Raw genomic sequence first — 17,936 nt, 5'->3', positions numbered from 1 at the left:
TGAAGCAATTTTCTTTCTAGGGAATGATTCGATCACATCTGTCATGGCGTATTGGAGGAGATTTTTGTTTTTCCAATACGGAGGGCAGATTACGTCATGTATGTTTCCTGAAGAGTGAACGCTGCACCCTGTGGCTCAGCCGGTCGAGTGACAGATAGACAAGTGGTGTCGTATAGAGTGTCAGAAGCTGGCTGAGGCAGAGTCCCCCCAGGATGGCGAGGCCAAGGGGCTGGCGCATTTCACTGCCATAATCACCACCGACAAGCAGTGGAACGGCTCCGAGGGCAGCGGCTGCCGTTGTCATGAGGATAGGGCGGAAACGCAGATGGCTGGCTGTGAGAATGGCTTCCTCTGCCGTCTTGCCCTGATGGCGGGCATGGGTGGCAAAGTCGATCAGCATGATGGCATTTTTCTTGACGATGCCGATGAGCAGAATGACGCCGATCAGGGTCAGAAGTGAAAAAGGCTGCCCGAACAGATCAACGGTCAACAGAGCCCCCACACCGGCAGAAGGCAGTGTGGAGAGAATCGTGAGTGGGTGGATCAGGCTTTCATACAGGATGCCCAGCACGACATAGACGGCTACCAGTGCTGTGAGGATCAGGAGTGGCTCCCGGCTGACGGATTTTTTCAGACTGGCGGCGTTGCCGGTGAATCCCCCCTGTATGGTGTGGGGAAGGTGAAGGCGGACCATGGTGCCTTCCACCGCCTGTATGGCGGGTCCCAGGCTGGCCCCCGGTGCCAGATTGAAGGAGATGGTCGTGGCGACAAATTGGCCTTGATGGTTGACAGCAAGCGGCGCATTGACTGCTTTCAGCGGTCCGAGCAATGGCAGGGGGACCATGGTTTCGCTGCTGGTGGTAACAGCCGAACCATTGGAGGCTGACCGGCCACCGGCCAGAGCATTAGCCACGGAATTCAGATAGGAAAGCTGGCTCTGCGACATGGTGGCAGGGCGGCTGCTGGCCCGGACACGGATGTTGTTGGACGCATAGGCCCCGTTGGCCGTTCCCCCTGTAATACTGACACGCATCTGTTCCAGAAAAGCGGGATCGGCCCAGAAAACGGGCGCAGCTTCCATGATGACACGGTACTGGTTGAGGGGCTCATAGATGATGGAGGCAGCCCGCTGGCCAAAGGCGTCGTACAGGGCGTTGCTGACAAGCTGTGGTGTGATGCTGTAGCGGGCCTCCATGTCCCGGTTGATGGCCAGCGTGATGCCACGGCCACCTTCCTCCACGTCGGAGGTCACGTCCGAGAGCAGGGGCAGGTGGGAGAGCGCCGTCACGACCCGGGGTGTCCATTGATACAGCTCCTCCGCAGAGTCGCCCTGAAGGCTGTATTGATAAGCGCCGTCTGTTGATCGTGCCCCCCCGCCGATCATGCTGGGCAGGCGCAACCTGATGGAAAAACCGGCCCTGTGTCGGAATATGTGATTCAGCCGGCTGACCGTGGCGGAAATATCATCGTTCCGTTCGGCTTTTGGCTTCAGCGTGACGAAGAGATTCACGGAGTTGGCGGAACGCTTGCCCGGCCCCCCAATGACACTGACGACATCCGGGTCCTTTGCCAGCCGCTTTTCCACCCGGATGGTCAGGGCCTGCAAGGCATGGAAGGAAATGTCCTGGTCAGCTACCAGCCGTCCCATGAGCATGCTTTCATCCTGCTGGGGAAACAGTTCCTTCGGCAGGATGACGAAGAGCCAGCCTGCCAGCAGCAGGCTGAGAGGCAGGGAGAGCAGTACGGGTACGGGATGGCGCATGATGGCATGGAGTGACCTCATGTAGCCTGCTGTCAGCATCCGGAAGCCATCATCCAGCCTGGCCCCACACCAGCGCAGGCCTCGCCGGACCAGACTGGGGCGGTATCTGTCCCCCGGGGCGAGCAGCAGGGCCCCGAGCATGGGGGTCAGGCTGAGGGAGAGCAGCATGGAGACGCAGAGTGCCAGAATGATCGTCATGGCAAATTCGTGGAAGAACAGGCCGGATATCCCTTCCATGAGCAGGATGGGCACAAACACGACGATCAGCGACAGTGTGATGGAAATGACGGTGAAAATGACTTCTCCGGTGCCTTCTATGGCAGCCTGCTGGGCTGTCTTGCCCATTTCCCGGTGGCGGGTGATGTTTTCCAGCACGACGATGGCATCATCCACCACAAAGCCGGTCACGATAGTCAGGGCCATGAGCGACATGATGTCGAGCTGATAACCAAGGAGATCCATCAGGGCGAATGTGGTGACGATGGAGGCGGGAACAGTAATGGCCGGGATGAGGACGGCAATACCGTCCCGCAGGAAGAGCAGCACCACGAATACGACCAGAATGACGGACAGGATGAGCGTGCGCTGCGTATCGGCCAGAGAGGCCCGGATGGTGATGGACCTGTCCAGCTGGAGGTCCAGCTTCGTATTGCCCGGCAGGGCCGTGCGCAGCTGGGGCAGGCGGGCTTTCAGTCCATCGGTTGTTCTGATGACATTGGCCCCGCTCTGGGGATAGACGGTACAGATGATGTCCGGCTCACCGTTGACATAACCGGCCTGTCGGAGGTCCTCTGCACTGTCCACGACATCAGCCACGTCGGAGAGACGCACAGGCTGGCCGTTGCGGTAGGCGATGATGAGAGACCGGTAGGCACCTGCTTTCGTGGCCTGGTCGTTGGTGGCAAGGATGAGGCGCTGCCCCTGAAGCTCTATGAAGCCCTTTGGTGTATGGGCGTTGGCGGAGGTCAGGGCGGCCCGGATGTCCTCAAAGCCGATGCCGTAACGGAAGAGGCGCAGGGGGTTGATTTCCACCCGGACAGCAGGCAGCGCACTGCCATGGATGTCCACATTGCCTACCCCTTCGACCTGGCTGAGGCCGGGCATGATGACATTGTTGGCAAAATCATAGAGCTGCTGCGGCGTGCGGGTGGGTGAAGTCAACGAAAGGACCATGATGGGCGGCCCGTTTGCGTTGGCCTTCATGTAGCTTGGGTCGCTGCGCAGGGTGGTGGGCAGGTCCTGCCGGGCGGCCCGCAGGGCGGACTGTACATCCCGGGCAGCCCCGTCAATGTCCCGGGAGAGATCGAACTGGAGAAGAATCCGGGTCTGGTTCACGGTGGACTGGGAGGTGATCTCCCGGATTCCAGCGATGGCGCCAAGGTGGCGCTCCAGTGGTTCGGCAATCGTGCTGGCGATTTCGGAGGGAGACCCGCCCGGCTGGTTGGCAATGACCATGACAACCGGAAAATCGACATCAGGCAGGTCGGAGACAGGCAGGTTCACATAGCCGATGCAGCCTGCAAGGAACATGGCCAGTGTCATGAGGATGGTGCCGACAGGCCGGGTGACGAAGAGGCGGATCAGACTCACGGTGTATCGGCAGGCAGGCCGCTGTCATCGGCTGAGGTACGGAAGAAGCGCTTCACCCTCAGGCTGCACTGGTTCATGAAGAGATAGATGACAGGTGTGGTGAAAAGGGTGAGAAGCTGGGACAGCATCAGCCCGAAGACGATGGCCACGCCCAGTGGGCGGCGCAGCTCCGCCCCTGTCCCGACACTGAGAAGTAACGGCAGCGCCCCAAAGAGGGCAGCAAGGGTTGTCATGAGGATGGGGCGGAAGCGCAGCAGGGCGGCCTGGCGTATGGCTTCGGGAGGTGCCAGCCCGTCCTGACGTTCGGCCTGGAGGGCGAAGTCGATCATCATGATGGCGTTCTTCTTCACGATGCCGATGAGCAGCACGATGCCGATGATGCCCATGATGTCCAGCGGCATACCGAATGCGTACAGCCCGAGCAGGGCACCGATGGCCGCCGAGGGCAGGGTCGAAAGGATCGTCACGGGGTGGATGAAGCTCTCATACAGCACACCCAGCACGATATAAACGGCCACGATGGCAGCAACGACCAGCCCCAGCTCATTGGTCAGGGAATTCCGGAAGGCGGCTGCTGTCCCCTGGAAGGCTGTCTGGAATGTGGCGGGCAGGCCTATCTTCTGGCGGATATGGTCAATGGCTGTCGTGGCCTCCCCCAGCGCATGATGCGGTGCGACATTGAAGGAGATCGTCGTGGCGGGGAACTGCCCGTAATGGGTGATGAGCAGGGGAGACACGATGCGGGAAAGGCTCGTGACCTGGAGGAGCGGGACCAGTCCCGATGTGGGCTGGCGGCTGGGGCCGCTCGTGCTGCCTCCGGCCTCCGAAGAGATGCCGGGCAGATAGAGCTGGGAGAGGCTGCTTTCATGTTTCTGGAAGCGTGGGTCCGTCTCCAGAATCACGCGGTACTGGTTGGACTGCGTGTAGATTGTGGACACCTGCCGCTGGCCGAAACTGTCATAGAGCAGGTTGTCAACCGTCTGCGGGGTGATGGAGTAGCGGGCACCGTTGGTCCGGTCCAGCGTCAGCATGGCGGTCAGACCATCCGCCTGAAGGTCGGAGGTGACCCCTCCCAGAGAGGGTTCATGTTTCAGCGCATCAAGGAAGCGGGGCACCCAGAGGGAGAAGTCATCATAATCGGGTGTTTCCAGCAGGAACTGGTACTGCATGGCCGAAACGGATGATTCCAGTGAGAGGTCCTGTACGGGTTGGGTATAAAGGTGAACTCCCGGCAGGGCTGTGGCGGCTTTTTCCAGTCCGGCCTGTATCTCTGCCAGTGAGTGGGTCCGCATCTCTTTGGGCTTGAGATTGATGAGGAAACGGCCGGAATTGAGTGTCATGTTCTGGCCGTCAATCCCGATGAAGGAGGAGAGGCTGACAATATCCGGGTTCTGGAGGAGGAGCGCTCCCAGTTCGGCCTGCTTTTTCTTCATGCCTTCAAAAGAGATGTTGGCTGGCATGATGGAAATACCCTGGATCACTCCCGTATCCTGCGGGGGGAAAAAGCCTTTCGGGATGGACCAGGCCAGCAGGCCGGTAATGATGAGGCTGGCGAGCGTGGTGAGCAGTGTCAGGGGCTGGTGCCGCAGGACGATGCCGAGAGCATGGTCATAATGGCGGATGCACCAGTCCATCATCTGGCCGGTTTTTCGGGCGAACATGGCCAGGCGACCTTCACGGCGGGTATGGCCATGTCTGGTGGGGCCATGCTCGCTCAGCATCCGGGCGCACATCATGGGCACGAGCGTGATGGAGACCAGGGCCGAGATGGTGATGGTGATGGCCAGCGTCATGGCGAATTCGTGGAAGAGACGGCCTACCACGTCACTCATGAAGAGCAGGGGAATGAGGACGGCGATCAGGGAGACGGTCAGGGAGATGATGGTGAAACCGATTTCCTTTGCGCCCTTCAGGGCCGCAGTGTAGCGGTCGTCCCCAGCCTCCACGAAGCGGGAAATGTTCTCGATGACCACGATGGCATCATCCACCACAAAGCCGGAGGCGATGGTGAGGGACATGAGGGACAGATTGTCCAGCGAGAAGCCCAGCATGTACATCGCCGACAGGGTGCCGATCAGCGAGAGGGGGACGGAGAGACCCGGAATGATGGTGGCCGGAACATTGCAGAGAAAGACGAAGATGACCCCCACGACGAGCAGCATGGCCAGAACAAGCTCGAACCCCACATCCTTGACGGACGCCCGGATGGTGGTCGTGCGGTCGGTCAGGGGGATGATGTCGATGCCCGGTGGCAGTTCCTGTTTCAGGCGGGGGAGGATGGCCAGCACATTGTCCGCCACGGCAATGACATTGGCACCGGGCTGCCGCTGGATGTTGAGGATGAGAGCCGGTGTCCTGTTGGCCCAGGCGGCAAGCTGGCTGTTTTCTGCGCCCTCCACCACGCGCCCGACATCACGGAGGCGGATGGGCCCATTGTTCTGATAGGCGATGACCTGGTCCATCAGCTGTTCGACAGACTGTATCTGCCCGTCAATCCGCAGGGAGGTGGCGTGCTGGGGACCATCGAAGGTCCCTGTCGGAGAGTTGACGTTGACTGTGCCGATGATGGTCCGGACCGTATCCAGTGCAATGCCGTAGGAGGTCAGCTTTGGAACATTGATCTGCACCCGGTAGGCCTTGCGGTTGCCTCCAGAGAGCGTCACCAGCCCGACGCCGGAAATCTGGCTGATCTTCTGGACAAGCCGTGTGTTGACGTAATCCTCCACCTCCGGCAGCGGCATGATGCGGGAGGTGATGCCCAGCGTCATGACAGGCGTGTCCGCCGGGTTGACCTTGGCATAGATGGGGGGTGCAGGCAGGTCGCTGGGCAGCAGGGAGCCGACATTGTTGATGGCGGCCTGCACTTCCTGCTCGGCAATGTCCATCTTCATGTTCAGCCCGAAGCGCAACGTGATGACGGAGGCGCCGCCGGAGGACTGTGAGGTCATCTGGTCCAGCCCGGCCATCTGTCCCAGCTGTGTTTCCAGCGGGGCGGTGATGGAGGTGCTCATCACGTCCGGGCTGGCACCGGGATAGAAGGTGGAGACCGTGATGGTGGGATATTCCACTTCCGGCAGGGCCGAGATGGGCAGGAAGTGGTACCCCAGCACACCGGCCAGCATGATGGCCAGCATGAGCAGGCTGGTGGCAACGGGACGTTCGATGAAGATGCGCGAGGGATTCACGGGCTCGGGCTTCCGGTCGGCGGGCAGGAAAGGGGCGTGGGCATCCTTGCAGGCATCAGTGCGGTTGGGTGGTGGCAGGGTTCGGGGAGGAACCGGGCCCGGCAGCAATGGTGACCCTGCTGCCAGGGCGCAGATGGTTGACGCCATCTGTCACGACCTGGTCCCCTTCCTGGAGACCGGAAAGAATGACGGTATGGTGGTCATCGCTATAGCCTGTCTTCACGAGGCGGATGGCCACGGTCATGTCCTGTTGTACGGCATAGACAAAGGCACCGTCAGGGCCTGTCTGTATGGCATTGCCGGGCACGACGAGGGCGTCTTTCAGTGTCTGGACGAGGAGATGGGCATTGACGAACTCATTGGGGAAAAGCCGCTCCGTTTCGTTGGGGAAGATGCCGCGCAGGCGTACGGTCCCCGTAGCCGTATCAATCTGGCTGTCCAGCGCATTGACCGTCCCGGTAGCGAGGCGGCGGGTGTTGTCGCTGCTCCAGGCTTCTACGGTCAGGCTGGGATGACTGTTCAGCTGGTCCTGCACATCCGGCAGGCTGTTCTGCGGCAGGGTGAAGATGACGGAAATGGGCTGCATCTGGGTCAGGGTTGTCAGCCCGCCGGATTGCCCGACCGTGACATAGTTGCCGGCATCCAGGGCACGGATACCCACCCGGCCATCCACCGGGGCGACGATGTGACAGTACAGGACATTCAGTGCGGCATTGCGGACATTGGCCTCGTCAAAAGCGACCTGCCCTTCAAGCTGCTGGACGGTGAAGGCCTGGTCCTGTGCCAGCATGGCCGATGTGGAGTTCTGCTTTATCAGCTTCTGGTAGCGGGCATTGTCCACACGGGCCTTGGCCAGCTGCGCACGGTCGGCGGCCAGGGTGCCCATGTACTGGTGCAGCGTGGCCTCATAGGGGCGGGGGTCGATCAGTTCCAGCTCATCCCCACGGTGGACGTGCTGCCCTTCCTGATAATAGACCGCCAGTATGTGCCCGCTGACACGGGGTGTGATGGTGACGTTGGTGATGGGGACAACCGTACCGAGCAGCTGGAGAATGACCGGCACATCGGCCCGGTGGGCAGCCTCCACGGCTACGGCCTGGGCGACGTCGCCATGGGCCATGGTGGTCTGTCCACCACCGGCATGAGGACGCAGGACCAGGAAAAGCAGGATGGCGACCAGGGCAGCCCCGATGATCCACCATTTTTTCCCCCTGCCGGGCTGCCGGGTTTCTGAAGCTGGGGCGGCGCTCATGGTCGCAGGGCACTCCTGTAGGCTGGGGAAACGGTGCATGACATGCACATCATCGACATTATGTCAGAAAGTCCGGCGCATATTAAAGATGCTTGGCCAGAATTGCACCTAAACATTCGGCAGTCACAAAAATACCTTCCTCCTGAGGGGGGAGGACGGCTGTCCCCCTCTTGAAGAAAATCCATGAGGGTTACATATCTGCGGGGTGGCCCCGTCATGCAGTGCACTGGGGCCCACAGGTGAAACGGTGCATGGAAATGCATGGCGCTGATTGGGAGCGATGGAATGGTTGATACAACGTCGATGAAGGCCGAGGGTTTCGTGCAGGAAGCCAAAGGTCGGCTGAAGGACACGGTCGGTGCGATTTCTGGTGATGCTGCCATGCAGGCCGGTGGGAAGATTGACCAGCTGGGTGGTCGTGCCAAACATGAATTTGCGGATCTCTACGATGCCAATGAAAGCCGCCTGGAGGCTGTAGCCGCTTTCATTCAGGAGCGTCCTTTCGTTGCCCTGGGGATCGTTTCCCTTGTTGGGCTGGTGATCGGACGCCTCTTCTTCAGGAAGCGTGGCTGAAACAGGGAACAGGAGGCCGGAGAGGGTTCATGCACTGGTATTACGAACGGGATGGTCGGGAGGTTGGGCCAGTATCGCAGAGCGAGATGGTGCGGCTGATCATTCATCGTCATATTCGGCCGCAAACCCTCGTCTGGCATCCGGGTTTCGGGAATGAGTGGCGTCCGGCCAGCAAGGCTGGGCTTGTGTTGCCTTCCGCCGGTGTGCGGCTGCTTGTCACCGTGGGTGGGCGGTCATCCACACGGGATGAAGGAGTGACGGGAGCGGTGTCGTCCGTCTGGGCCTGGTTGATGCTGGTTCCCGGGCTGGTTGACCTTCTTCTTCTCGTTGTCGGGCAGCGGACACATTGGGCGGTCACGCCGGACCGGCCGGTAACGGGTGTCTGTATTTACGTCATCCTGTTTCTGACGCTGATAAAGGACCGCCAGACCTTGGCCCGGGCTGGGGTGAAACCTCCTTCTTTCTGGTGGTGGCTGTTCTTGCCGGGTTATTTCTGGTGCCGCATGAAAGTGCTGCGCCGTGGGGTGGGGCTGTTTGCTGCCTGCCTTTTCCTGGGGTTCCTGGAAGCCGGAATTCTTCTCTCCAATCCTCCACCGGGTTTTGAACCGCTCCTGAAGCTGAAACAGGCAGAAAAACCGGTTGCTTCGTCCCCTCGTGAGCTTCCACGGCAGGATGGTCAGGCGTCTCATGGTGATGGAGGGTCCGGGGCATCTTCTGATGGAAGTCCGGACCAGAACGGGCATGTGGAGCTCTGACGGCCAGACGGCTTCTGTCTGTCCGGTCCGCGGGGCATAATTTTTCCTATTGACTCATTTTATTTCAAAAAAGGTCTTTCCTTTCGACTCGGAGTGATTCAGAATCGGCCTCACGTTGATGATGTGCCGTGTGAGGCGAGTGGAAGAAGGACCCGATGCCGGATTACAGCCTGGAAGAACAGTATGACGGGCTTGTAGCCGGTGTGGACGAGGTCGGCCGTGGCCCTCTGGCTGGGCCGGTCGTGGCGGCTGCGGTTGTGTTCCGTGCGCCACCATCTCCTCTGCTGTCCGGACTGCTGGATGACTCAAAGAAGCTGACGGCCCGCCGCCGGGAGAAGGCTTATGCCGCTCTGCTGGAGGATGATACGGTCTGTGCGGCTCTTGGTGCGGCATCCGTCCTGGAGATTGATCGGCTGAATATTGGTCAGGCCTGCCATCTGGCCATGCGGCGGGCCATGGTCCGCCTCGCCGAGGCGTTGGGAGAATGGCCCGCCGTTGCCCTGATTGATGGCAACAGGGCACCATCCCTGCCTTGCCGTGTGGAGACGGTCGTCAAGGGTGACAGCCGGAGTTTGTCCATTGCGGCAGCTTCCATCCTGGCGAAGGTCGTGCGGGACAGGCTGATGACCCGTCTCGCCATGCGCCATGGTAATTATGGTTGGGACCGGAATGCTGGTTATGGCACGGCACATCATCTGACGGGACTGAAAGAAGAGGGGATAACCCTCCATCACAGGCGCAGTTTTGCCCCTGTGAGACAGATGATCGCAGCAAAGGTTCACGCAGCATGAAAGCGGATATGCCCCTGAACAGGATTTTACGCGGGGAATGTGTGGAGGTGATGAAGACACTTCCGGATGCCAGCGTGAACTGCGTGTTTGCTGACCCTCCCTACAACCTTCAGTTGCGGGGAGAGCTTCGTCGCCCGGATGAGAGCGTGGTGGATGGCGTGGATGATGACTGGGACAAATTCACGGGCTATGAGGCTTATGATGAATTTACCCGTGCCTGGCTGGGTGAGGCACGCCGTCTGCTGCACAAGGACGGAACCATCTGGGTGATCGGCTCCTATCACAATATTTTCCGCCTTGGTGCGATCATGCAGGATCTGGGGTTCTGGATTCTTAATGACATCATCTGGCGCAAGTCGAACCCCATGCCCAACTTCCGGGGGCGTCGCTTTACCAATGCCCATGAAACGCTGATCTGGGCTGCCCGGGGGCCGGAGAGCAAATACCGTTTCAACTATCAGGCGATGAAGGCACTCAATGAGGACCTTCAGATGCGGTCGGACTGGTACCTGCCTCTCTGCACGGGGAATGAACGGCTGAAAAATGATCACGGGCTGAAGCTGCACCCGACCCAGAAGCCGGAAAGTCTGCTGCACCGGACCCTGCTGGCCGCAACGGTAGAAGATGATGTGGTGCTGGACCCGTTCTGCGGGACAGGGACTACCCCGGCCGTGGCCAAAAAGCTGGGGCGCCGTTATCTCGCCATTGAGAGGCATCCGGATTACATCAAGGCAGCAGAAGCCCGGCTGGAGCGGGTGGAAGTTCTGCCAGCAGACCAGCTGGAGATCACTCCGGCCAAACGGGAGATGCCCCGCATTCCGTTCGGGTCTTTCGTGGAGAATGGCAGCCTGCCTGCCGGTACGGTGGTATATGATCGGCAGAAGCGGCTGAAGGCTCGTGTCTCACCGGATGGAACGCTGGTATCCGGCCAGCATCGGGGATCCATTCACAAGCTGGGGGCCCTGCTGACCAATGCGGCCTCCTGCAATGGCTGGACATTCTGGTATTTTGAACGGGACGGGCAGTTCCTGTCCATTGATACATTGCGGCAGGAGACACATCTGCTGCGCCGAACTGCCTGAAAAACGGCTTTTCAGAGATGTGAAGGGAAGGGACGACGCATGGATTTTCTGGAGACACATACCGGGCTGGTCATTGCCGTCATAGCTTTGGTTTTTGCCATTCTGTTTCATTTCATCATCATGCGCCCGCAGAAGAAGTCCGCTTTTGTCTGTTTCTGTTGGGACCTGCTGATTTTTCTCATCTGTCTGGCGGGCATTTCCATCATCTATTATAGCGCTCTGCCGCTAATGGCTTCATCGTGACCATCCGGCAGCTGCCATGAAAAAAGCCCTTTCCGTCAGACCACGGGAAGGGCTTTTTTCATGATCAGTCATGCTTTGTGAAAACAAAGGAAGAGGCTCAGGGCGCAGTCCGAGGGGCTGGAGCTTTCTGCGGATGGGATGTGCGATGCACGATAGCGTGGGGCCTGCGCTGTGGGGCATGGGCTGTTCCAGTCCGTGCCGGAGGGGCTGCCGGCCCCCCGAAGCCCAGAAAGCCGACCGAGGGGACGGGCTGGCCCGGATTTTCCACAACAGGCGCAGGAGCACGTGCGGCAAGGCTGGCCTGGCCATTGACGGTAATATGGCTGCTGCTCTCATCATGCGTGGCGCTGGTGATGAGCTTGCCATCGGGATTGTAGGTCCGCAGGGAAAGCAGCTGGAACATGATGTCATTGCGGCCAAGGTCTATGGCAAGGTCCAGAGGCGTCTGCTCCAGCACGTTGCGGGCATTGATGTCAGCACCACGGCTGAGGGCCTCTTTGGCGCCGATGAGTGACCCACGGTTGATGGCATCAAACAGGGCGGCTGTCGGGTTGATGTCCATCCGGGCATGGCTGTTGTCGCCGCTGTCCGTCTCTGCGCCGGGCAGGGCAGAAGGTGGCGCCGCACGTCGTGCATCCTTGCGGGCCTCGGCCTGTTTCTGGGCATCCATGGCTTCCTGCTCGGCCTCGGCTTCATCGGCGGATTGGGCATGGGCCCGGTGTGGCAGAACCACAACGGAGGCAGCCGAAAGACCGATGGCGAAAGCGAGACGGGGCAGGAATGAACTCAATGGACGCATGATCGGGAACAGTGCTTTCTTTTCTACCAGCTACGGGGGACAGGCCGCAGGCATCATGTCAGGCAGTGGCAGGGCCTGTCAATTTCACAGGGTGACGGCACCACAGCATGGACTGCTGTCGTTTTACCGTCCTTCACGCCACCAGCCAAGGCCCATCATGGCAAGAATGAGGATGAGGGCCAGCCATCCTGGCAGAAAAGCCGTGCTGGATCCGCCCGCTGCAAGGGCCGACTGATGCAGGGGCAGCCCTGCCCAGCCTGTTCCATGCAGGGGATGGCCTCCGGCGACCTGTCTGATCTCCGGGATGGTCCCTGTTCCGAGCCAGAACAGGCCACCACCGGAGCGGCTCACGAGGGAGGCCATCCTTGTGGCGGTACTGCGCAGGTCCTGGTCTTCCAGCGGGTTGGTTTCAGGCAGGGCCACGGTCGTGCTCAGCCCGCCCTGCTGGACGGTCCATATCCGGCCATTCTGCTCAGGCCGTGATGGCAGGGGCAGGCTGCCTGTCCAGATACCGTCACGCCCCGGCACGGGGGAGAGGGGAAGGACAGCATGATGGCCATCCGGGTCGATGATGTCAGCCTGAACATTGGCCAGAGGAGCCAGACTGGTGCGGCTGACATGCAGCTGCCCCTGCTCGATATGGGCGTCCAGCTGGTTTTCTTCCAGTTCCGGCTCCTTCATCAGCCAGTGTGAGAGGCGGCGCAGCAGTTCGGCCTGTGGTCCTCCACCTTTTTCTCCACGGGACCAGAGCCAGATCTGGTCTGAGAGAAGCATGGCCACACGCCCCTGTCCCTTCTGGTCCAGCACCAGCAGCGGTGCCCCTGAAGGTGTGGCCAGAAGGGTACGGCCCTGCGTCTGGTCCGTACGGAGTGCCCTGTACCATGGGCCCCATTCTTTGCCCCAGGGGCCCTGTTCCGGCAGGGCCTGCGTGACGGGATGGGACAGCCCGAGGGCGGTCCGTCTGGGGGAGAAGGGCTGTGTCATGATACCCTGTTCAGAGGGGACATGGGCAGGGAGGATGGCGCCGACAGGTGTATCCTGCAATGTGCCCGGCTGTGTCATTTCCGGCCCACCAACCACAAGCAGCCCACCGCCCTTGCGGACATAGCGGGCAATATTTTCCAGATAACTCTCCGGCAGAATGTTCTGGTTGCGGAAGCCATCCAGAATGATGAGGTCGAAGCTGTTGATCTTTTGGGCAAAAAGCTCATGCGTGGGGAAAGGGATCAGGGCGAGGTCGGAGAGGGGGGTATCATCTTCCGTATCGGGGGATCGCAGAATGGTGAAGTGGACCAGATCAACAGATGGATCGGCCTTCAGCAGGGTGCGCCAGACACGGGCCCCCTGATTGGGTACACCGGAAACAAGCAGGACACGCAACCTGTCCCGCACGCCCTGAAGCTGGATGATGGTACTGTTGTTCCGCAGGGAAGCTTCACCCGGCAGGGGGGAGGCCGTGAGCTCCTTCAGGGTAAGCCCGGCATGGGTGACGGGGACATCCAGCTCCACGGGCTGGCCGCTCTTCGTATGGGCGAGGATGTTCGTCTGGCCGTCAGGGCCATGGTCCAGAATATCGACAGGCTGCCCGCCAGGCGTTCCCAGATCATCGACCTGAACACGGATATGGGCCGTCTGGCCGATGATGACATAAGGGGGGGCACTGAGAACCCGCAGCCGCCGGTCCGTTTCTTCTCCTCTGGCGGAAAGCAGGAGATGCAGGGGAATGATGCGGCCTGTCATGTCCTTGAGGGACGGGGGAAGCTGGTCGGGAATGTCGTGATCCATTCCGTCCGTGAGCAGGAAGATGCCTGCCGGATTGTTCAGGGAGAGGGCGGCATGGTCCATGGCGTCGAAAAGGCGTGTGCCCTGGCCATGCCCGCCAGAAACTTCCAGCTCATGGATTGTCAGGTCATGCAGTGCCCGGCCCTGGCGCAGCAGTTGGGCACGAGCCTGCTGGACGAGGGCTTTCCGTTGCCCGATGTCCATGGAAGGGGAAACATCCACCACGAGGAGGGCATCCTGTGGCTGGGTCTGCATGTGGGGGTGTATCTGCCGGGGGTTGGCCAGCCAGAGCAGCCCCAGCAGGATGGCACCCACCCGCCAGAGGACATCCCGCCTTCCGCGCAGGGTACCATAGAGACCAGGGAGCAGGCATAGGCCCGCCAGTGCTGCAAGCAGCCAAGGGGGCAGGAATGGTGCCCAGATGATGGAAGACAGGGCGTCCGTCATGGAGCCTCACTTTCATCAGCGTCATCAGGGCTGTCATCATCCCCGTTCCTGAGACGTTTCAGCATCTCTGGATAATGGCGCTGGTCGTTCTTGTAGTTGCCGGTAAGGGCATAGATGATGGTGTTGAAACCAAAGCGGTAGGCCAGTGTCCGCTGATTTTCGCCATCAGGAATGACGGCGAAAGGGTGCTCCCCATTCTGGTCAATGGCCCAGGCATGGGCCCAGTCTGCATTGCCGATGATGACAGGGCTTACGGTTTCGCTGTCATCATTGTTCCCCTGCCGGGCGACATAGACGGGCTGTCCAGCAATGCGACCGGGAAAATCGTGCAGCAGATAGAAGGTATGGGAGAGGGTGTGCTGGTCGGTCAGTCTGGCAAGCGGTGGGATGGGCAGTCCCTCCATGGCCTGTCTGAGGGCGGTGCGGGTAGCGTGGCCATCCGTACCGTCCATGGCGCTGCCTGCGCCCATCTCATCAATCAGGATCATGCCATTGTGCTGGAGGTAATGGGCAAGCGCTGTTTTCCCGGCTGGATCCAGATGGGTGCCGGGTATGACAGGCCAGTAGAGGAGAGGATAGAAGGCCAGATCATCCTGTCCCGGCACGACCCCTACGGGACTGTCCAGATGTGTGGTGCTGCGCTGGTTGAGGAAGTGCGTCAGCCCTTCAAGCCCCTGTTGGACTGCCTCATCCGTGTCTGCGTTACCGGTCTGGATATGGGCCAGACGGATGGCCAGAGCCGCAGGAGGAACAGGAGCCTGCGGGGCCGAGGCTGGTTGCCCCGTCGTAGCTGCCTGCAACTGCGTCACGATGAGCAGCCCGGCTCCCAGGGAAAGAGTGGCGTTGCGGGCCATGCGGAACAGTCCGGCCCGACCGAGGGAGAGGTAGAGGTCCAGCAGGATCAGCCCGAGGGCCAGCAGCATGAGGGGTGGCCAGAGGGGCTGTTCTGGCGTGGCCTGCCCTGCTGCCCTGATCGGACCGAGAGCGGCTTCATCTGCCATAGGGGGCTGATGGTCTGCCAGATTGAGTGGGTGATGCTGGGCAGCCCCTCCGTAGAATCCGGCCTGATGGAGGGCATCGACAGGCTGTTCTGTCGTGCTGGGCAGCGGGCGGATGGCGGGGGATGGCGGTACGAGGGTCTTGTCGAGAGTCAGGACCCGCCATGGCGCCAAGGCGTCCGAGGTGGTGTGATTGGTGCCTGTCTTTGTCTGCATGATGGGAGTACGGGTGATGAGACGTTCCATCATCTGGGGGAAAAGGCCGGAGAGTGGCAGGCTGGACCAGTCTGCCGTCGGGGTGATGTGGAAGAAGACGATCAGGCCGCCGCCTTCCTGCCGGGCAGTTACGAGGGGGGTGCCATCGGTCAGCGTGGCCCAGACATGCCGGGACAGGTCACCCGTGGGCTGGGCCAGAAGTTGACGGGATACGGTGGCGTCTTCGGGGATGGTCAGCCCGGCGAAAGGGGTGTCTCCCGGGAAGGGAGCCAGTTTCTGCGGGCTGCCCCACGACATGGGGCCCCCCAGTTGCCTCATGCCGGAGAGGAGGGGCACGGGCAGAAGAGCAGCGTCATCGTCTTTCATGGTCTGCTGGCTCTGGCGGGCCAGTTCCGGCCCTGCGAAGCGGATCAGGATGCCTCCTTTGCGGACCCAGCCGAGTATGTCGCTCAGCCCCGCATCGGAGAGTGTGCCATCCGTGGCGATGATGATGTCCGGGTGGCGGGGCAGGAGACTGTCCACAGTGCCCTCCTGATAGGGGATGACAGCCTGCAGGGCACGGGTCAGGTAGAAGCCGCTACCTGTCAGCGGTGTATCATCACCATTGATGTGCAGAAGGCCAACCCGGTGCTGGTCCATCCTGCCGGGTAGAAGCACCATGCCTGCCGGACCGGAAACGGATGGCAGGCTGAAGGCATCGAAATGGTCCGGGTCAGGCAGGGTACGCCAGGTTCCGGTGGGAAGTGGCGTATCGGCCAGGACGGCGAAATGTCCGTCTTTTTCCAGCGTCATGCCCAGCAGGCGGCGTGTCTGCTCCGGGCAGTCGGGGAGTGTTTCCGCCTGTGCCGTCAGCTGGCTTTCCTGCCGGATGGAAAGACGGATGAGGTCGCAGCGGGGCCAGCGTACATCTTCGGTCCGGTGGGCAGGCTGAAGGGCGGCACGCAGGGCCTCATCCCCCGGCTGTGCCAGGCCATTGGAAAGTGCGATGACCGTTGCTCCATGCAGGTCCGGGGCGAGCGCCTGAAGCTGGCGGGCGAGGGTCTGCCGGTCCCCAGGCCATGTGTGGGGAGACAGACCGGCAAGAAACTGTTGCAGGGCAGTGCGGTCACCGGGCTGGAAGGGGCGAGGCATGTGGCCGTCCGCCTCTGGCGTGTTCAGCAGCAGGGTCACCCGCCCGCCGGAGCGGAGTGTGGCTTCTCCCAGAGCGAGGGCATTTTTCCTGCGGTCATCCCAGTGTGGGGTAGCCGCCCAGTCATCATCCAGAATGAGAACCAGTTTCTGCGGGGTCTGCTGGTCCTGTCCGGGGAGATGGAGTGGCCGGGCAAAGGCCAGAACGAGCAGAGCTAGGGCAACCATGCGCAGGAGCAGGAGCCAGAGCGGCGTGCGTGCGGCATCCTGCCGGACAGGCGAGAGCCTGCGGAGCAGGATGAGAGAGGGGAAACGCTGTTGCCGGGGGTGGGGAGGAATGGCCCGGACCAGCCACCACAGGGCAGGCAGGAGGAGCAGGAACAGCAGCAGGTAAGGGGAGAGAAGGATCATGCCCGCCCCCGCAGGAAGGTGTGGCAGTCCGCCAGGACAGGCAGGGCAGGATGGTCGGTGACATGGAGGCGGAAGAAGGGCGCCTGTCCCTTTCCGATCTTTTCAAGCTGGCTGAAATGTTCGGTCAATCGGGCCTGATAGGCCTCATGCAGGTTCTCCGTGGCCGGGAGTGTCAGGTCCGGTTCAGCCTCGCAGCTGGTAAACTGGACAGACCCGCTGAAGGGCAGGCGATGCTCCTGTGGGTCCAGCACGGCCAGCAGGGCGATGCGGCCGGGATGGGTGGCCAGCGGCGCCAGGCAATGCTGCATGGTGGCCTCTTTCCAAAGGAAGTCACTGACGAGCAGCAGAGCTGCATGAGTGGGAACAGCTGTCAGGCTGGGCAGGACCGCATCCCTGCCAGTATCGTCACGGGGAGGAAGCTGCATGAGAGCATGGGCGAGACGGGGCAAGGCCTGATGACCGGAAAAACGGGACCGGAAGCCAGGAATGCCCACATCCTCACCGCCCAGCAGGGCTGCCTGCCCAAGGGCCAGGGCATCAGCCAGAGCGGTGTCATGTTTGCTGGGCAGGCTGTTGGCAGACCGCCAGCGCATGGAGGCAGAGGGGTCAACCCATATGAAAAGTGGCCGGGGGGCATGCTGCTCCCGCTCCCGAACCCAGAGCAGGTTTGGTTCCGGCGAGCGGGCAGACTGTTTCCAATCGATCAGGGAGGCTGGTTCTGTTGGCTGATGGGGACGGAACTGCCAGAATTCATGTCCGTCCCCGGCTCTGCGGTTGCCGTGAGGGCCATTGCGCAGCTGCTTTGCCAGCCCTCGGGCTGAGAGAACCAGCTCCGGCAGGGAGACAGGCTGCGGGGCGGCATCACGCCCTTTGCGAGTGCCAAAAAACCGCTGGAAGAAGGAGGGTGAGCTGGCCATGTCCG

At 61.1% G+C, this 17,936-nt stretch carries 12 protein-coding genes; 5 read left to right on the top strand and 7 right to left on the bottom strand.

Translation table 11 applies throughout. The features are described from left to right. Positions 1-94: 94 nt before the first annotated feature. From GM608_RS06185 to GM608_RS06175, 3 genes are read right to left on the bottom strand one after another with little or no spacing between them, the layout of a single operon-like run. Positions 95-3,352, bottom strand: a complete 3,258-nt coding sequence (locus GM608_RS06185; protein ID WP_333645240.1) for an efflux RND transporter permease subunit — start codon at positions 3,350-3,352, stop codon at positions 95-97. Continuing rightward, complete coding sequence (locus tag GM608_RS06180) at positions 3,349-6,537, bottom strand: efflux RND transporter permease subunit (protein WP_086431355.1); 3,189 nt, start codon at positions 6,535-6,537, stop codon at positions 3,349-3,351. Before GM608_RS06180 ends, GM608_RS06185 begins: the two co-directional genes overlap by 4 nt. Positions 6,538-6,592: 55 nt before the next feature. Then, positions 6,593-7,789, bottom strand: a complete 1,197-nt coding sequence (locus GM608_RS06175; RefSeq protein WP_333645239.1) for an efflux RND transporter periplasmic adaptor subunit — start codon at positions 7,787-7,789, stop codon at positions 6,593-6,595. A gap of 261 nt (positions 7,790-8,050) precedes the next feature. Here GM608_RS06175 and GM608_RS06170 point away from each other — a divergent pair, with 261 nt between their 5' ends. The 5 genes from GM608_RS06170 to GM608_RS06150 all read left to right on the top strand — a co-directional run bounded on the left by GM608_RS06170 (position 8,051) and on the right by GM608_RS06150 (position 11,233). Further along, positions 8,051-8,362, top strand: coding sequence for a CsbD family protein (locus tag GM608_RS06170; RefSeq protein ID WP_227449673.1), 312 nt, complete (start codon positions 8,051-8,053; stop codon positions 8,360-8,362). 29 nt (positions 8,363-8,391) lie between these two features. After that, the gene (locus GM608_RS06165) at positions 8,392-9,117 is read left to right on the top strand and encodes a DUF4339 domain-containing protein (RefSeq protein WP_333645237.1); all 726 of its coding nucleotides are present in this window, start codon (positions 8,392-8,394) and stop codon (positions 9,115-9,117) included. Positions 9,118-9,272: 155 nt separating this feature from the next. Then, positions 9,273-9,908 carry a ribonuclease HII gene (locus GM608_RS06160; RefSeq protein ID WP_333645235.1) on the top strand — a complete coding sequence of 212 codons (636 nt, stop codon included), beginning with the start codon at positions 9,273-9,275 and terminating at the stop codon, positions 9,906-9,908. Continuing rightward, positions 9,905-10,990: a DNA methyltransferase gene (locus GM608_RS06155; RefSeq protein WP_043557870.1), complete on the top strand. Its 1,086-nt coding sequence runs from the start codon at positions 9,905-9,907 to the stop codon at positions 10,988-10,990. Before GM608_RS06160 ends, GM608_RS06155 begins: the two co-directional genes overlap by 4 nt. A 39-nt stretch (positions 10,991-11,029) precedes the next feature. Continuing rightward, on the top strand, positions 11,030-11,233 hold the full coding sequence (locus GM608_RS06150; protein ID WP_043557871.1) for a hypothetical protein: 204 nt from the start codon (positions 11,030-11,032) through the stop codon (positions 11,231-11,233). A gap of 97 nt (positions 11,234-11,330) precedes the next feature. Here the strand turns inward: GM608_RS06150 and GM608_RS06145 are convergent, their stop codons facing one another. The 4 genes from GM608_RS06145 to GM608_RS06130 form a co-directional block, all read right to left on the bottom strand. Further along, complete coding sequence (locus GM608_RS06145; protein ID WP_193599720.1) at positions 11,331-12,032, bottom strand: ankyrin repeat domain-containing protein; 702 nt, start codon at positions 12,030-12,032, stop codon at positions 11,331-11,333. A 123-nt stretch (positions 12,033-12,155) separates the two neighbouring features. Continuing rightward, positions 12,156-14,261, bottom strand: a complete 2,106-nt coding sequence (locus tag GM608_RS06140) for a vWA domain-containing protein (RefSeq protein WP_333645233.1) — start codon at positions 14,259-14,261, stop codon at positions 12,156-12,158. Further along, positions 14,258-17,014: a DUF4159 domain-containing protein gene (locus tag GM608_RS06135; protein WP_333645231.1), complete on the bottom strand. Its 2,757-nt coding sequence runs from the start codon at positions 17,012-17,014 to the stop codon at positions 14,258-14,260. The genes GM608_RS06140 and GM608_RS06135 overlap by 4 nt, the downstream gene beginning before the upstream one ends. Beyond that, positions 17,011-17,931, bottom strand: coding sequence for a DUF58 domain-containing protein (locus GM608_RS06130; protein WP_333645230.1), 921 nt, complete (start codon positions 17,929-17,931; stop codon positions 17,011-17,013). The genes GM608_RS06135 and GM608_RS06130 overlap by 4 nt, the downstream gene beginning before the upstream one ends. Positions 17,932-17,936: the final 5 nt, after the last annotated feature.

This window comes from Bombella sp. ESL0380 (genome assembly GCF_009725805.1).
GTDB lineage: Bacteria > Pseudomonadota > Alphaproteobacteria > Acetobacterales > Acetobacteraceae > Bombella > Bombella apis.
The sequence above is the reverse complement of the archived record's forward strand: the minus strand, read 5'-3'. Positions and strand labels throughout refer to the sequence as shown.

Coding starts and splice junctions, on each gene's coding strand:
- GM608_RS06150 (WP_043557871.1), top strand. CDS start 11,030: ATGGATTTTCTGGAGACACATACCGGGCTGGTCATTGCCGTCATAGCT.
- GM608_RS06135 (WP_333645231.1), bottom strand. CDS start 17,014: ATGATCCTTCTCTCCCCTTACCTGCTGCTGTTCCTGCTCCTCCTGCCT.
- GM608_RS06145 (WP_193599720.1), bottom strand. CDS start 12,032: ATGCGTCCATTGAGTTCATTCCTGCCCCGTCTCGCTTTCGCCATCGGT.
- GM608_RS06140 (WP_333645233.1), bottom strand. CDS start 14,261: ATGACGGACGCCCTGTCTTCCATCATCTGGGCACCATTCCTGCCCCCT.
- GM608_RS06175 (WP_333645239.1), bottom strand. CDS start 7,789: ATGAGCGCCGCCCCAGCTTCAGAAACCCGGCAGCCCGGCAGGGGGAAA.
- GM608_RS06130 (WP_333645230.1), bottom strand. CDS start 17,931: ATGGCCAGCTCACCCTCCTTCTTCCAGCGGTTTTTTGGCACTCGCAAA.
- GM608_RS06170 (WP_227449673.1), top strand. CDS start 8,051: ATGGCGCTGATTGGGAGCGATGGAATGGTTGATACAACGTCGATGAAG.
- GM608_RS06155 (WP_043557870.1), top strand. CDS start 9,905: ATGAAAGCGGATATGCCCCTGAACAGGATTTTACGCGGGGAATGTGTG.
- GM608_RS06160 (WP_333645235.1), top strand. CDS start 9,273: ATGCCGGATTACAGCCTGGAAGAACAGTATGACGGGCTTGTAGCCGGT.
- GM608_RS06165 (WP_333645237.1), top strand. CDS start 8,392: ATGCACTGGTATTACGAACGGGATGGTCGGGAGGTTGGGCCAGTATCG.